Source organism: Anaerobacillus sp. ABA4_114 (genome assembly GCF_056159065.1).
Genome location: NZ_JBSWUM010000001.1, coordinates 3,797,455 through 3,812,181, shown reverse-complemented (window position 1 = coordinate 3,812,181; position 14,727 = coordinate 3,797,455). Strand labels below are relative to the sequence as shown.

The window sequence follows — 14,727 nt, the reverse complement described above, 5'->3', positions numbered from 1 at the left end:
ATAACGTTGATGGATAAAAAGAAGGTCAGAATTGCCATATTCGACTGTTAAACTATTGGGACGGAGTGTTGACTTTGGATTTATTCCTTCAAGTAGGAGAGACGATCGCGGACTCCTGCGGTCGTACGGGCGGCCGAGACCGGGGTGCGGGTTTCACCTCGGGCTTGGACGTTCGTCCGCGGAAAGCATGCGATCGTCATCGACTACGGCATAGGGAGCACTGAATAACGACATAGGTTTCTCGACAAGCTGAGAACTCGCAGTATGCGGGTTCAAATTAACCTTTGAGCCTAGCCTTAATAATAAATCGGCTTGAAGGAATATCAAGATAGCCTTCTTCTTGAATCTTCAGGTGTATCTTAAGTAGCGCATCTCGATAACGTTCTACTGAGAAATCTGGTATTTGCCACGGTATGGCTTTTAAATAATAGATAATCGCCCCTACATCATAAAAGCGTGTTTCTGGAAATGCTTCCTGACCGAACACTTCGAATCCTGCATCCTCTAATTCGTTCACTGCATAAGCGAGGTTCCAATGCTCAAATTCTGTTTCAGTGGATGCTCCAAGAAGTCGATTGAGTTCAAGCATGTCGGAGCCTCCTACCTGCTGTGTGATAAACTTTCCATCTGAAGTCAGAATTCTTTTTAATTCAGTAGGAGAATAAGCCTCATGTTTATTCATGATGAACTCAAATTGGTCATCCGAGAAAGGAAGATGATCATCCTCTTCGAATGCATGAACAGACACCCCTAGTGGTTCCAAGCGGTTCTTAGCAATCGGAACATTTGGAGGATATCCTTCAGTTGCAGCTAGCATTTCTGGGAAAGGTTGAAGCTTCTCTAGAAATTCTCCGCCACCTGTACCCATATCTAAAACACTCCTTGCATTCTTAAATATGGGTAGAACCTCTGAAGTATAGCACCACGGCAAGCGCTCACTATGAATACGTCCTGTATCCTGAATATAAGAAAAGTCCCAACCTGAAAATGGCTTTTCAATCTCGCTCAAGTAAAAAGTAAACAAATCATTCGTCATGATGTACCTCCCATTTATTTCCTCACCATAATTGTATCAGAGTTTATCTGCATATAGATTTAGAATCGTGTTGATTAGGGTAAAACAAGATATGGAACTGTTTAAGTGGAGAAAAAGGACGTGACGATAATGAACAATCAAATGATGTATGACTTAGTTGGAATAGGAATCGGACCATTCAATCTCGGAATGGCGGCGCTCGCTGAGGATTTAGACATAGAAGCGATTTATTTTGATCAGAAAGAAGAGTTTAATTGGCATCCAGGTATGTTGATTGAGGGAGCAGATTTACAGGTGCCATTTTTAGCGGACCTTGTAACGATTGCTAACCCAAAGAGTCCATACACGTTTATTAATTATTTGCATGAGAACGACAGACTTTATCAATTTTATTTTTTTAATAAACTCGATATCCCGAGAAAGGAATACAATGCATATACGCGGTGGGTGGCTTCAAAACTTTCTAACTGTCAATTTGGGAAGAAAGTAATCGATGTAACGTATCATAAAGAAGAGCGATACTATGAAGTGATCATTGAAGATAATAAAAGATCTGAGACTCATAAAGTGAAAGCAAAACACGTTGTGTTAGGTACAGGCAGTCTACCAAATGTTCCAGAAGGTTTTGATAAGTATCCGATAGAAGACGTGCTCCATTCAAATCATTATCTCTATCATGAGAAACAGTTAAAGCAGTCTGATTCTGTCACTGTGATCGGCTCTGGGCAAAGCGCAGCAGAACTTTTTTATGATCTACTGAACGACCAGAGGCACTATAAGTACAAGTTGAATTGGTTTACAAGGTCAGCTGGGTTCTTCCAATTAGAGTCGGCGAAGCTAGGTCAGGAAGTTTTCTCTCCAGACTATATTTCTTACTTTCATCGACTTTCATACGAGGAGCGAGAAGAGGCGCTCTCAACGTTAGGTCCTTTAAGAAAAGGAATCGATCCAGAAACCTTGAAAGCCATTTACGATTTGCTCTACCATCGATCAGCTGAAGGGAATTACCCTGAAGCCACGATACAGCCGATGACAGAGGTGAACGGTGTTGAGAAAGTGGACGGCGTATACCGATTAGCATGTAGACAGTGGCAAGAAGACCATTCGTTTACGGTAGATTCTGAGAAGGTGTTGTTAGCTACAGGTTACAAGCCTCATTTTCCTGAATGGTTTACGAGAATGCACGATGAAATTGAGTGGGAGGATGAAAAGAGGTATAAAGTCACATTAAACCAGCAACTCGTTTTCAAAGATGGGAGAGAAAACCATTTCTTTACCCTCACAAATCTTGAACATTCTCACGGTGCGGGGGCAACAAACCTTGCGCTATCTGTAGAAAGAAATAAACGGATATTGAACACTGTAGCAGGGGAAGAAATTTTTCCAATCAAGACAAACACGGTGTTTCAGCAGTTTTCAAGTAAACAGATGTAATATAAAAAAAGCTGAAGAGTGTGCTCTTCAGCTTTTGATCTTTTCATTGATCCTCTTAAGTTCGTATCCTTCATTTTTCATGACGGCTCGGATTCCTTGTCTAAACGTTGCATAGGTAGGGATAGACGAATCTAAGTCAAGATCGATTAGCCATCTTACAATTCGTGATGTAATCCCCACATAAACCACTTGAATCCCCATCAGACTAAGAGACTTTGTCATCGTTTCAATTATTATATTGGCTGAACGATCTGTGAGATTTGTTAATCCAGAAAAGTCGATCAGAACATAATCTGTCTTCGTTTTAGCGCAATAGCTGAGTACATTTCTAATCAATTTTTCTGAACGGTTTACAGTCAGCGTGCCGATCAATGGAAGCAGAATAGCATTCTCAAGAACAGTAGGAAGGATAGTATTCGAATACTCCTCCACAAGTTTCCTGTTTTCATCGATCTCTTTTTCCTTTTCAGTTACATCTCGCCAGACAAGTATGTATCCCACTTTTTCGCCGTCTTCGTTTCTATATTCTGAAATAACGATATTGGCAGCAAACTTATTGAAAAGAGTGATCGTACTTTGATAAGGCAAATGATGTAATAGAATATTTTTTTGATGGGCAGGATTCTTATGAAAGTCATGTATGCTTCTTCCGATTAATTGTGAAGGTGAATCAACGGGAAGATAATCGATGATCGATTGCAAAAGATCTTCAGCCTGCTCATTATACCAAGCGATGGTAAAACTTGTATCACATACAAAGATATTGTCACCAATACTATTTAGCACTCTGATCGTTTCATTATTTTCAAAAAACGAGTTACTTGTCACAATCCGCTTCCTCCGACTTATTCGATTTTAAATCTACTAGTATTATAGAGTAAGAAGCGATGATTGAACATTAATAACGTATTGAAAAAGACTCTTCCTCATGCTTTACTTCCTCTTCATTCGCATTGATCTTATCTACAGAAGAAAAAGCGCTGCCTTTTTCAATCGAAGAAATAAATTGCTTAATCTGTGTTTCATCTCCCTGAGCTTCGATCTCTACAGAACCATCCGTGTTATTTTTCACATAGCCACTTAGATTGTATTTTGCTGCTTTTTGCTGTGTGAATGCTCTGAATCCAACACCTTGAACCCGCCCGCTTACGATAAGGTGATAACGTTTCATGATATTCATCCTTTCAAAGATCTGTTTTATAGTCATTTACCTGTTTTAGGACTGTTTAAACGGACCTCTCTTTTCCGATTAATCATGGCAAATGGCAAGTATAAAAGGTGAAACAATGAAATGGCGATCACTTCTAACGTTACTAAATACCATGGCCAATTGCCTAGGTAGGCATAGATGGTATTGCTCATCGGCTTCTCCATTAGAAACATATAATTCGAGTCAATAAGAAAGTTTAGTAGGAAAATAAACGCTGTATACACATTGAGAAAGATAAATGCTCTCCAAATGGAAGAATAAAATGGTTTGTATCCTTCAACCACGATCATAAACCACGCTGTAAGAACGATTCCGCCATGGGCAACAAAAAAGTGATAGAAACGAAAATGCGGATAGGCATAAATAAGTTCAGGTGTAACCATTGCGAGAAGCGCACTGCTCGAACCTACGAAATACGTTATCTCAAACAGAAACTGCCGTTTTAAAAGTAACAAAAACAAAGCGAGAAATAGGGAGATGCTGCTTAATTGCAGTGGGAGCGTTGTCGTGACATGCCATTCATCGTGATAACTAAACCAAGCATGAAAGCTCGTTTCTGACAGGAATAATAAAAAGATCAAAATAAAGCGAAACGCTATGTTATATCGTTTTGTTCGTAGCGTTTTTCTGAATAGGTAGGTAAGGACTAGCAATCCCGTTAAGGTGACTAGTACAAGTAGGTGAGGTAGTGAGAAGAGTGAAAAGGTCTCATTTACCGACCAGGTTAAATAATTCTGCAAAATGACTCCTCCTTTTTAAGCAAAACAGTGTAAAAGGAACTGTGTAATCGTTAAAATAAATATGTGCGAAAGAAAGGAGAATGATATGAAGAGGATACTTGTATTAGACGGCAGTCAAAGACCCGATGGAAACACAGAAACTTTAACAAACCATGTACTGGATGACATCGACCATGCAAAGGTTTATTTAAGGCAATTATCCATCCGCCCCATTCATGACCAACGTCATGCAGAAGGTGGTTTCACACGCGTATACGATGATCACGATAACTTGATTGAGGAGATTATCAACAGCGATATTCTCGTTTTCTCCACGCCAATTTATTGGTACGGCATGTCAGGGACGATGAAGAATATGGTCGATCGATTTTCGCAGGCAATGCGCGATGAACGGTTTGATTTAAAGAGTAAGCTAGCAGGTAAAGAAGTGTATGTGGTGTCATGTGGCGGCGACAATCCAAGAATCAAAGGATTGCCTCTTATTCAGCAATTTCAATACATATGCGACTTTCTCGGAATGAAAATGGTCGATTACATCATCGGTCAAGCTGTTAAGCCTGGTGAGATAGAGGAAGACCACAGAGCGCTCTCAGATGCGAAGTCATTGAATGCATCTATAAAAGAAAGACTTAAGTAAGTCTGCTAAAAAGCTTTCGAGAAAACAATCTCGAAAGCTTTTTTCCTATTCTTATTGAATTGTTTTCAAGGCTTGTTTAACAGATGGAAAGCTTTGAATCGATGACAATGTTAAATCCGAACGTACACTTTCAAGAACAAATTCTGGCCGAACCCCAGACATCATTAGCGTAGCTCCCATTAATTTGATGAGCTGATCGAGTTGATATATGCCGTTGTGAAGTTGAGTTGTAAAGTGACTCACTCCAGAAAGGTCTAGGATCAAATACTGATCACCGCTTCTTTGAATGTGTCTACTCACGTTGTGATGCAGAAGCTCTAGTCGCTCATCATCGATTTCACCGACTAGTGGTACGATCGAAACACCTCTATCGATCGGAACGATCGGAGTAGATAGCGCTTTTACTTGTTGTAAATAATGATTGGAACGTTCTTCCGCATATTTACGTTTCGTTACGTCCTGTTGGACACCTACAAAATAGGACTGCTTTTCACTTTCAATGTAAACGGGGAAAATTTGCAGCTCGTTCCAAAATGGTTCTCCGTTTTTACGATAGTTTTTTACTTCCACTTTCATTTTTTCTCTCTTCTGAATGGCAGACTTAATCTGATTTAATACGGTTCTGTCCGTGTCTTCGCCCTGAAGGAACCGGCAATTAAACCCGATGACCTCTTCTGCTGTGTATCCGCTCAATTGCTCAAAGCCTTTATTCGTATATATGATGGGGTTGTCAGGTAGTTCAGGGTCTGTGATGACGACTCCTGTATCGACGTACTCAATCGCAGTTCTGATGAATTCATTTTTCTTCATTCGTTTGATTTGTTCTTTATTAGCTCTCATTTTGTTCGCCCCGTGTCTGTCTTTCCCTCATTCAAATCATCACCTTTTATACTAATTGTTACTACTAGTATAAATCTCAAACTCATAAAAACCAATAATTAACCAATTATTAATAGGATTTATGCTTAGAATTAAGAGAGTAACTGACATAATTGGAAGGGGACAAGCCTCTAAAAAAGTTAGATGTTCATGCTATAATAATAGTATTTAAATCGACATAGGAGAGGGGGATAAGCAGTGGATGCACTAGATGTCATGGGCAATAAAGAGAACGTGTTTCCATATTTTCAACCGATCATCAGCGCTGATAAAAAACAAATTATTGGATATGAAGTATTGGGAAGAATCCAAACAGAAAAAGGTGCTGAAGACCTTAGTTTCTTCTTTGAAGATACTTCGATACCAGAAGAGTACATATTGGAAATCGATACGATCGTTCGAGATTTAGCGATCGAGTATTACAGTAATTATGGGACAGGTGAATGTTTGTTTTTTAACTGTAATGCCAGTCATTTGTTGTTTGATCGTGGAGAGACGATCACTTCATCATTAGAGGGATATGCTAATCTCGGAATTCCATATGAGCGAATCGCGTTAGAGGTGTCTGATTATGATGTGGATGAAAGTGATTTAAAGAAGCTTCAACATCTTCTAACTTATTATAGAAGTCTCGGAGTGCAAATAGCTGTTAGCCATTCTGGAAATAAGATGAGCAATATCGAAAAGATTGCGATTTTAAATCCAAATATTATTAAAGTAAATCTTTTTAGTCTTAAAGATAAAGGCATGCCTCAAGAATATCGAGATGTGCTTTACGCATTGTCGATGCTTGGACGTAAAATTGGTGCCACCTTACTGTTTGAAGGAATCGAAGGACATGGTCAGATGAAGTATGCTTGGGAAAACGGTGGTCGCTATTATCAAGGTGATTACATTAAAGAACCAGGTCCAGAATTTTTAGAAAGAGATCAATTCAAACCACTGCTTTCTAAGGAGTTTCATCAGTTTATCAATCATGAACAAAATCGGCTTCTATCGCTTTATCATTTATCCAAAAGGTTTAATGAGCATCTACAAAAACAGGTTAAAATGATGAAGCAAAACGATTGGGATGACATTGTCTCACAAGCTTCAAGATCCTTGAACGACGCTTGCTTTAGAGGTTATATATGCAATGAGGATGGGAATCAGGTGTCCTCGAACTACTACCGTAACGATGATGGGAGCTGGGAACTTCAACCAGAGTATGTGGGAAACAACTGGAGTTGGAGACCGTATTTCTTAGAAAACATTATGAGAATGAAACATGAAGGGATAGGGAACCTCTCAGATATGTACAGTGATATCGAAACAAATGAATTGATAAGGACATATTCGTACCCTATTAACGAGACGCATTATTTGTTTCTTGATATTCCATATTTGTATTTGTACGATCGAGACCATCATTGAGATTTTAAAAATCACTAGGAGGGTTCAGAGATGTTAAAGAAAACGACCGTTAACACAACACAGCGAGACGAAATGATCGATATTACGTCAACTGTACAGAACGCCATTGAAGAAGAAGGGATCAAAAATGGAATGGTAGTGGTGTATTCAGCGCACACTACGGCTGGAATAACGATTAATGAAAATGCAGATCCTGACGTCAAACATGACATGTTGATGAGGCTCGATGAAGTATATCCATGGGAACATCCGAAATATCGGCATGCAGAAGGAAATTCTGCTTCTCATTTGAAGACGAGTACTGTAGGAGCTTCACAAACGATTTTAATTCAAGACGGAAAAATGATTCTTGGTACATGGCAGGGGATTTATTTTTGTGAATTTGATGGCCCAAGAAACCGTACTGTGTACATCAAAACGATGGAGGGATAAGTATGATTCGAGTATTGTTTGTCTGTCTCGGTAATATTTGCAGATCTCCAATGGCTGAAGCGGTCTTTCGAGATAAGGTTGCACATGCTGGTCTTTCAGATATGATTAGCGTCGACTCGGCAGGTACTGGTGATTGGCACATCGGAGAGCCTCCGCACGAAGGGACTGCAGACCTTTTAAATAAAAAGAACATTCGTATCGATGGGATGCAGGCACGTCAAGTCAAAAAGAGTGATCTAGAGGAATTCCAATATATTGTCGCGATGGATGCAGGAAATTTAGGTGAATTGCATAAATTGGCGGGTCTAACGAATACGAGTTCAATCTCTAGGCTGATGGACTACGTAGAAGATTTTGAAATTGAAGATGTTCCTGATCCGTATTTCACAGGTAATTTTGATGAGGTTTATGAGATGGTAGAAAAGGGCTGCGATCAGTTACTTCAACACATTAGAGAAGAAAGCGGGCTATGATTTCTCAAGTGCGGTCCGCCCTTCAAGCTTATGGAGACGTTGGGAAGGTCGATCAGTGGGATCGTGTTACAGGTGGCTCCATCAACCATACGTTTTATGCAAAAACGAGTGAAAGGGACTATTTTGTTAAGTACAACCCTTCAGCTGGTCACGAGTTTTTTCAGGCAGAAGTAAATGGGCTTACACTTTTAGGAGAAAATGGGGTCCCTGTACCTAAACCTCTTTATCATCATGATGGTGGAGTAGGAAATAACGTCCTTTTATTAGAATGGATTCCTCCCTTTGAAAACGATGAAGCTGATAAAGAACTAGGTAGTGTCGTTGCGAATATGCATGCCCACTATAGTAAAAAGGCGGGTTTAGAACATAATAACTTTATAGGGGAACTCCCACAAACAAACGAACGGAATGATTGGGTACAGTTTTATCGTGATCAACGGATAGGCTTCTTACAATCCTTAGCTGAAGAAAAAGGAGTCCTCACGAAAGAACGTAATCGACTTCTGACGAAGCTTAGAGACAATCTTCACTCTATCCTGAACCATACTCCAAAAAACTCATTGCTGCATGGTGACCTTTGGGGAGGAAACTGGATAAGTAGTAAAGAAGGACCTTTCTTGATAGATCCTGCGGTATACTATGGCGATCGGGAAGTGGATATCGCATTTACATATTTATTCGGAGGGTACTCAGAAGCTTTCTATAGAAGATATGAAGAAGAATACCCATTAGAGGATGGATACAAAGATCGTTTTCCGATTTATCAGCTTTATTATCTTCTTGTTCATCTTGTGATATTTGGGGAAAGCTATGGAAGTGCGGTAGACCGAATTCTTCGCCGCTACACCACTGCTCGTTAGGTTTGAGCGCACCTATTATAGGGAAAATAATCGCAACTTTGTGAAATTAAAGGAGGCAATTTTCAATGAATGAGACATATCAGAAGAAGAGTGAAAATAAACTTTTTAAAGCTGTCCTAATCGGTGGTCTAGCGGGGGCTCTTATTTCTCTTTTAGATCGAGGGACAAGGCAATCGATCAAAGAAGGATCGAAGCGTACTGGAGAGGTTCTTCGAGAAGTTAAGAACAACCCTTCTTATTATTCGAATAAGGTAAGACAAACGGTTGAAGATGCTGGTGATTTGATGAAAGAGGTCCAGGATGACATCACGACACTTTCTAAGAAGTTCAGCGGTTTAAAAGAAAGCTCGGTCGAAGCACTTAACATTGTGAAAGAAACACAAAAAGATATTAAAGAAATTGGTTCTAGGGTTGTAGAAGCAGGTGAAGAATTAACGAAAGACCATAACCGCGAGATCACGCACTAGATTACTTCAGGAGGGTATATGGTGAACTTATCTCTAGTTAGTTTTAGTAAGCAGCTTTTCTCGAGTATAAAGGAACATCAGGTGACAGATTTAGCTGCGCAGCTCGCGTACTATTTCTTACTGTCGCTTTTTCCTTTCCTCATTTTCGCCATTACCCTTCTGGCTCATTTTGATTTCTCTAAGGATCAAATTCTTGATTTGATTTCTCAATATGCTCCATCAGAGTCTCTTATTACGATACAAGAAAATCTCATTCTTGAGGACGGCGCACGAAAGGGATTACTTTCGTTTGGAATTATCGCTACGATTTGGTCAGCTTCAAATGCCATCAATGCCATAATTAAGTCACTCAACCGAGCTTATAACGTGGATGAAAGCAGAAATTTCCTTCTTGCAAGAGGGCTGTCGATTTTATTGTCACTAGCAATGATCTTCGTCATCGTCGTTGCATTGATATTGCCTGTTTTTGGAGAAATGCTATGGCGATTTTTCGTTGATTTCTTTATGATTCCAGAGACCTTTAGCTTTATGTTTTCACTGATTCGCTGGTTGTTGAGTCTCACGATCATGATCATCGTTTTTATGTTTATTTACTATTACGCACCTAATAAGCGTTTGCACTATAAAGATGTGATCATAGGTTCAATTACAGCCTCGGTGTTATGGCAGTCCGTTTCTTTTGGTTTTTCATATTACATAAATAACTTTGGGAACTACTCTGCAACTTACGGTAGTTTAGGTGGCGTAATCGCATTGATGCTATGGTTTTACTTAACTGGCCTCGTCATTGTTGTAGGAGGAGAAATAAACGCCACTTCCAACTACTTCAGGAGGAATAAGTCTACATAAATAAAAACAGCAGTCTTGGACTGCTGTTTTTACTTATTATTTTAATAAACGTAAGCCGTTCAATATAACGAGGATGGTGCTTCCTTCATGACCTAGCACACCTAGAGGCAGCGTTAGGAACTGGAAGAAGTTAGATAAGATCAATACGAGAATTACTGCAATAGAAAAGGTGACATTTTGTTTTACGATACCATTCAATCGATTTGATAAGCTCACTGCACGAGTTAGTTTAGACAGGTCGTTCTTCATCAGTACAACATCAGCTGTGTCTAATGCCACATCAGTCCCCTGACCCATAGCGATTCCAACATCAGCTGTAGCAAGAGCTGGTGCATCGTTGATGCCGTCTCCAATCATTCCAACAGAGCCGCATTCTTCTTTTAACTGTTTGATCCTTGTTACTTTATCTTCAGGTAAACAGTTTGCATAGTATTTTTCAATTCCTACTTCATTGGCGATCGCTCTAGCCGTTTCTTCACTGTCTCCAGTAATCATGACAGGTTCGATGCCTAGTTTCTTTAATTCTCTCACAAGCTTAGAGGATTCTGCTCTTACTTGATCCTTTAGCGCGATCATTCCAGCAATACCTGCTTCATCAGCTGCAAGTACGATCGTCTTACCTTCTTGTTGAAGTTGCTTGTAACGTTGTTCAAAACGATCAAAACCAATTACATCTGAGAAAAATTCACGTTTACCGACTTTCCACTGTACTCCAGAGATTTTTGCTTTAACGCCCCATCCAGAATGGTCTTCCATTTCGTCTGGTAAAAACCAATTCGTCTCCCCAGCAAAATGAACGATCGCTTTCGCTAATGGATGCGTTGATTGTCTCTCAATCGAAGCGACGTTTCGGATCAATTTGTCTTCTTCGATGTCTTCCCTTGTAATTACATCTGTTACTTCTGGATTTCCCTGAGTTAGAGTACCGGTTTTATCAAGTGCAACAGCTCGAACGGTACTAAGCTGTTCGAGATGTATGCCACCTTTAAACAATATCCCGTTCCTTGCTCCAGCTGAAATAGCTGACAGCGTAGCCGGCATAATTGAAGCAACGAGCGCACACGGGGAAGCTACAACTAGAAAAACCATCGCTCTATAGATCGTTTCTTCCCACGTCCACCCAACGAGGTAATGGGGGAGAACCATAAGAAGAGCTCCCGTAAGTAATACGATCTTAACGTACCAGCCTTCTAATCGTTCGATGAACAATTGTGAAGGAGCTTTTTGATCTTGTGCTTCTTGAACGAGAGCGATAATTTTTTGGAAAACGGTATCTTCGTTCCGTTTCGTCATTCGAATCGTTAGATGGCCGGATATATTAAGCGTACCAGCAAACACTTCATCATCGATCCGCTTGATCACTGGAATAGATTCACCAGTAATTGCTGATTGATCGAGTGACGTTTGACCTTTCAAGATCACTCCGTCAGCAGGAACGCGTTCGCCTGGTTTAATTAGTATTGTACTATCGATCGTTAGCTCCGAAGCTTGAACAACTTTCTCGATTCCATCCTCTACGATGGTAGCTGTTTCGGGTTGTATGTCCATTAGTGACTGAAGTTCCCGTTCACTCTTATTTAACGTATATGTTTCAAGTGCACCACTGACTGCAAAGATAAAGATTAGAATGGCCCCTTCTGTCCAATATCCAATGGAGCCGGCACCAATTGCAGCAATAATCATTAATAATTCCACGTTCACATCTTTATCTTCTAGCGAATCCTCAATGCCTTCTTTTGCTTTCGCGAATCCCCCAATAATAAAAGCAGTTATATAAAGCCCAGCTTCTATGGATGAAGAAAATTCGCCCTCCATCAACCACGTGAAAGCAATGATCAAGCCACTTACCAAGGCAGCAAGTAACTCGCTATGTCGTTTGAAAGAATTCCACCAAAAGGAAGTTTGAGTGGTATAAGTACTGTTTTGAACATTCAACTGTTGCATCATCATTCCTCCTTGTTAATTTCTAATTGAGAAAGATATTCATACTCAGCGTTCTTATATGTCTCATTTCATGCTAAGAAAGATCGTTTGAAGCCCGAAAAGACGGTTTTCATAACTTCTAAATGAGAATGCATTTCATTAAATTAGAATTATTATTATCTTTTAATGATTTTATTCTATCACAAAGTCTTCATCGTTACTATCATAAAGAAATGAAATATGCTACATATTTTTATGTTTAATCCTTACAAAAAACAGGGAATCCATTTTATAAGTAACAAAAAGTGAAGGAGGACACGATGACATGCTATTAACTGAAAAACTAGATCAAATTAAACGAGCTCAAGTACAAAAGCCAGATAAGGTGTTTACTCTATACTTAAATACAGACCGACGTGATCCAGACCGTCAACATGGTGAGTGGAAGATTCAATTAAAGAATGGTTTCCGAAACTTTGAAGATTACTTAAAAGAAAGTGGCAATAAAGATGAGCAAGAGAACTTTGAAAAGGTAAAACAAAAAGTACAGGATGAAATCAATTCGATTGAAAATGATTTAAAACGGGGTCTCGTGATCATCGCTTCATCTGATGATCAAATCTGGTTCGTTGAACGTACTCAGGTACCGGTTAAGACGAATCTTTATTGGGAAGAAGAACCACAGCTTGACCAACTCGAACAATTAAGTAAGGATTATCCAAACACTGGAATCATTCTTGTGCATTATGATTATGTACGTATTTTAGAAACGGAACTTGGTTTCTTAACGAAGAGTGAGGAATACGCGTGGGACCCGGATGAAGATAATTGGAGAATTTATGAAGGTACGACTGGAAGCGAGAACACGCCTGGTAACGGAAGTACTGCACAAAGAGAGCTATACGAAGACAGAATTAAAGCCAATCGAGAAAGATGGTACAAATCGATGGCATCCAAACTAGATAAAAAGTCCAAAAAGCGCGAGTGGCAAAAAATTTTTGTAGCTGGTGAAAAAGAGGAAGCAGAAGAACTAGCTAATCTGATGAATAAACAAACGGAAATTGTTGGCAAGAACTATTCCGATAAACGAGATGACGAAGTACTAGAATTACTCGTTTCGTAATAAGACGTAAGAAAAAGCACCTCTGAAGGTGCTTTTTCTAATTTAACCGTTCTGCTTTTACAGTGAACAGTTTAGGGATGCCACGGTCGTTGACCTTGATATTAGGTTCTTCTACGACTTGTTTTATGATGAGGTCTTCATCTGCAATACTCGTTAGCACTTCTCCAAGCGTCCACTTTCTTTGAAGAACGGCGTTGGTATTTTGTTGTTCGTTCAAGTGCTTTTTGTAAGCAACATTCGTTTCTTGAATCGTTGGATCAAAGTAGTTCCCATCTACTTTATGCTTTTTACCCTTCGATGTAATCAATTTAGTTGAGATCGGGTGAAACTCTTGAAGAATAAATTGACCTCCAGGTTTGAGAATGTGATGTACGATTCGAAATAGTGGATGTAGATCCAAGAAGTAGTGAAGGATACCAAGTTCCATAACCACGATATCGTATTTGCTATGATGCTCAGTGCCTAATTTTAAAATATCTGAAAGGTAATAGGTCAGATCAACCGATGCTGCATCTGCAAGTTCTTTTGCATAGCGCTCATTTTCATAAGAGAAGTCGATCACTGTGACATCTGCACCTAATAAACCCATGGCAGTTGCTTTCATTCCATGAGAGCCCATCAGGTTAGCAATACGTTTCCCCTTTAGATCTGGCAAGTAAGGAAGGAGAGATCTTAGTTTTCCATTAGGATTTAACTTGAGTTTGTCTGCTACCTGCTCGGGAGTTCCATGCCTATTTAGTAAGGCTTCGTAGTTTTGCTGGTTCCAGGCTTGCTCGTTTTGTTCCGTTATTCTCTGTTGTACCTTTCTTAGATGATCGTTGATCAGCGGTGCCCATTCTACGGAGCGTTGATAGTGATAAAGGGATAGAGTGGGAACCGTTTTGTTATTTAGAGAAACATCTATTAAATAGGGATTCGTTCGGATAACCGTGTTATATTCACATTCGATGGTTACTGGATTCCCATCTATTTCGTAGGTCGCCAAGGACTTTTCATCCGTATGTTTCGGTGTAGCTTGCCCATAATGGTTATTGAAATAAGAAATTACGGACTCAAAATTGTCCCACTGTACCGAAACAGTTATAGAATTACAATCATCTAATACACCTTGCAGCCATAAAGCGGTTTGGTTTATATAGAAATAGGGAATTGCTTGATCGTCTAGTGCTGATGATAGGGTAAGCACTGTGCTTGTTAATGTGTTGGGCATCTTACCACCTCAATTTAGTTACATGAACTTAGTTTGTATAG

The 14,727-nt window shown here is 39.6% G+C and carries 16 protein-coding genes; 9 read left to right on the top strand and 7 right to left on the bottom strand.

Going from position 1 to position 14,727, the window contains the following annotated elements:
• Positions 1-277 precede the first annotated feature (277 nt).
• Positions 278-1,039 carry a class I SAM-dependent methyltransferase gene (locus tag ACXAEY_RS19755; RefSeq protein WP_474814903.1) on the bottom strand — a complete coding sequence of 254 codons (762 nt, stop codon included), beginning with the start codon at positions 1,037-1,039 and terminating at the stop codon, positions 278-280.
• Between the two features lie 126 nt (positions 1,040-1,165).
• Here ACXAEY_RS19755 and ACXAEY_RS19750 point away from each other — a divergent pair, with 126 nt between their 5' ends.
• Positions 1,166-2,470 carry a lysine N(6)-hydroxylase/L-ornithine N(5)-oxygenase family protein gene (locus ACXAEY_RS19750; RefSeq protein ID WP_474814369.1) on the top strand — a complete coding sequence of 435 codons (1,305 nt, stop codon included), beginning with the start codon at positions 1,166-1,168 and terminating at the stop codon, positions 2,468-2,470.
• A 27-nt stretch (positions 2,471-2,497) separates the two neighbouring features.
• Here the strand turns inward: ACXAEY_RS19750 and ACXAEY_RS19745 are convergent, their stop codons facing one another.
• From ACXAEY_RS19745 to ACXAEY_RS19735, 3 genes are all read right to left on the bottom strand, one after another.
• Complete coding sequence (locus tag ACXAEY_RS19745) at positions 2,498-3,298, bottom strand: STAS domain-containing protein (RefSeq protein WP_270182665.1); 801 nt, start codon at positions 3,296-3,298, stop codon at positions 2,498-2,500.
• Between the two features lie 70 nt (positions 3,299-3,368).
• Positions 3,369-3,641 (bottom strand): acylphosphatase, encoded by a 273-nt coding sequence (locus ACXAEY_RS19740; RefSeq protein WP_474814367.1) that lies wholly within the window; start codon positions 3,639-3,641, stop codon positions 3,369-3,371.
• 32 nt (positions 3,642-3,673) lie between these two features.
• A complete protein-coding gene (locus tag ACXAEY_RS19735; RefSeq protein WP_474814365.1) occupies positions 3,674-4,420 on the bottom strand; it encodes a YwaF family protein in 747 nt (248 codons plus the stop codon).
• Between the two features lie 85 nt (positions 4,421-4,505).
• On the opposite strand from ACXAEY_RS19735, the gene ACXAEY_RS19730 reads away from it, so the two are divergent.
• Positions 4,506-5,057 carry a flavodoxin family protein gene (locus tag ACXAEY_RS19730; protein ID WP_474814363.1) on the top strand — a complete coding sequence of 184 codons (552 nt, stop codon included), beginning with the start codon at positions 4,506-4,508 and terminating at the stop codon, positions 5,055-5,057.
• Between the two features lie 51 nt (positions 5,058-5,108).
• Here ACXAEY_RS19730 and ytvA read toward each other — a convergent pair whose 3' ends face one another.
• A complete protein-coding gene (gene ytvA, locus ACXAEY_RS19725) occupies positions 5,109-5,897 on the bottom strand; it encodes a YtvA family blue-light photoreceptor (protein ID WP_474814361.1) in 789 nt (262 codons plus the stop codon).
• Positions 5,898-6,134: 237 nt separating this feature from the next.
• On the opposite strand from ytvA, the gene ACXAEY_RS19720 reads away from it, so the two are divergent.
• The 6 genes from ACXAEY_RS19720 to ACXAEY_RS19695 all read left to right on the top strand — a co-directional run bounded on the left by ACXAEY_RS19720 (position 6,135) and on the right by ACXAEY_RS19695 (position 10,430).
• Complete coding sequence (locus tag ACXAEY_RS19720) at positions 6,135-7,349, top strand: EAL domain-containing protein (RefSeq protein ID WP_270182660.1); 1,215 nt, start codon at positions 6,135-6,137, stop codon at positions 7,347-7,349.
• A 30-nt stretch (positions 7,350-7,379) separates the two neighbouring features.
• Entirely contained in the window at positions 7,380-7,781 is a 402-nt protein-coding gene (locus ACXAEY_RS19715) for a secondary thiamine-phosphate synthase enzyme YjbQ (protein WP_474814358.1), read from the top strand.
• 2 nt (positions 7,782-7,783) lie between these two features.
• On the top strand, positions 7,784-8,254 hold the full coding sequence (locus tag ACXAEY_RS19710) for a low molecular weight protein-tyrosine-phosphatase (protein ID WP_474814356.1): 471 nt from the start codon (positions 7,784-7,786) through the stop codon (positions 8,252-8,254).
• Positions 8,251-9,114 (top strand): fructosamine kinase family protein, encoded by an 864-nt coding sequence (locus ACXAEY_RS19705; protein WP_474814354.1) that lies wholly within the window; start codon positions 8,251-8,253, stop codon positions 9,112-9,114. The genes ACXAEY_RS19710 and ACXAEY_RS19705 overlap by 4 nt, the downstream gene beginning before the upstream one ends.
• Before the next feature lie 65 nt (positions 9,115-9,179).
• Positions 9,180-9,581: a YtxH domain-containing protein gene (locus ACXAEY_RS19700; protein WP_270182656.1), complete on the top strand. Its 402-nt coding sequence runs from the start codon at positions 9,180-9,182 to the stop codon at positions 9,579-9,581.
• 18 nt (positions 9,582-9,599) lie between these two features.
• Positions 9,600-10,430 (top strand): YihY/virulence factor BrkB family protein, encoded by an 831-nt coding sequence (locus tag ACXAEY_RS19695; RefSeq protein WP_270182655.1) that lies wholly within the window; start codon positions 9,600-9,602, stop codon positions 10,428-10,430.
• A gap of 36 nt (positions 10,431-10,466) precedes the next feature.
• Here ACXAEY_RS19695 and ACXAEY_RS19690 read toward each other — a convergent pair whose 3' ends face one another.
• Positions 10,467-12,377 (bottom strand): heavy metal translocating P-type ATPase, encoded by a 1,911-nt coding sequence (locus ACXAEY_RS19690; protein WP_474814351.1) that lies wholly within the window; start codon positions 12,375-12,377, stop codon positions 10,467-10,469.
• Between the two features lie 301 nt (positions 12,378-12,678).
• Here ACXAEY_RS19690 and ACXAEY_RS19685 point away from each other — a divergent pair, with 301 nt between their 5' ends.
• Complete coding sequence (locus ACXAEY_RS19685) at positions 12,679-13,476, top strand: VLRF1 family aeRF1-type release factor (protein WP_474814350.1); 798 nt, start codon at positions 12,679-12,681, stop codon at positions 13,474-13,476.
• Between the two features lie 37 nt (positions 13,477-13,513).
• On the opposite strand, the gene ACXAEY_RS19680 is transcribed toward ACXAEY_RS19685, so the two are convergent.
• Positions 13,514-14,686: a class I SAM-dependent methyltransferase gene (locus ACXAEY_RS19680; protein WP_474814348.1), complete on the bottom strand. Its 1,173-nt coding sequence runs from the start codon at positions 14,684-14,686 to the stop codon at positions 13,514-13,516.
• Between the last annotated feature and the right edge of the window lie 41 nt (positions 14,687-14,727).

Bases quoted from the DNA above. Each gene is read 5' to 3' on its own strand.
- ACXAEY_RS19750 (WP_474814369.1), top strand. From the start codon at position 1,166: ATGAACAATCAAATGATGTATGACTTAGTTGGAATAGGAATCGGACCA.
- ACXAEY_RS19740 (WP_474814367.1), bottom strand. From the start codon at position 3,641: ATGAAACGTTATCACCTTATCGTAAGCGGGCGGGTTCAAGGTGTTGGA.
- ACXAEY_RS19730 (WP_474814363.1), top strand. From the start codon at position 4,506: ATGAAGAGGATACTTGTATTAGACGGCAGTCAAAGACCCGATGGAAAC.
- ytvA (WP_474814361.1), bottom strand. From the start codon at position 5,897: ATGAGAGCTAATAAAGAACAAATCAAACGAATGAAGAAAAATGAATTC.
- ACXAEY_RS19715 (WP_474814358.1), top strand. From the start codon at position 7,380: ATGTTAAAGAAAACGACCGTTAACACAACACAGCGAGACGAAATGATC.
- ACXAEY_RS19710 (WP_474814356.1), top strand. From the start codon at position 7,784: ATGATTCGAGTATTGTTTGTCTGTCTCGGTAATATTTGCAGATCTCCA.
- ACXAEY_RS19705 (WP_474814354.1), top strand. From the start codon at position 8,251: ATGATTTCTCAAGTGCGGTCCGCCCTTCAAGCTTATGGAGACGTTGGG.
- ACXAEY_RS19700 (WP_270182656.1), top strand. From the start codon at position 9,180: ATGAATGAGACATATCAGAAGAAGAGTGAAAATAAACTTTTTAAAGCT.
- ACXAEY_RS19695 (WP_270182655.1), top strand. From the start codon at position 9,600: ATGGTGAACTTATCTCTAGTTAGTTTTAGTAAGCAGCTTTTCTCGAGT.
- ACXAEY_RS19690 (WP_474814351.1), bottom strand. From the start codon at position 12,377: ATGATGCAACAGTTGAATGTTCAAAACAGTACTTATACCACTCAAACT.
- ACXAEY_RS19685 (WP_474814350.1), top strand. From the start codon at position 12,679: ATGCTATTAACTGAAAAACTAGATCAAATTAAACGAGCTCAAGTACAA.
- ACXAEY_RS19680 (WP_474814348.1), bottom strand. From the start codon at position 14,686: ATGCCCAACACATTAACAAGCACAGTGCTTACCCTATCATCAGCACTA.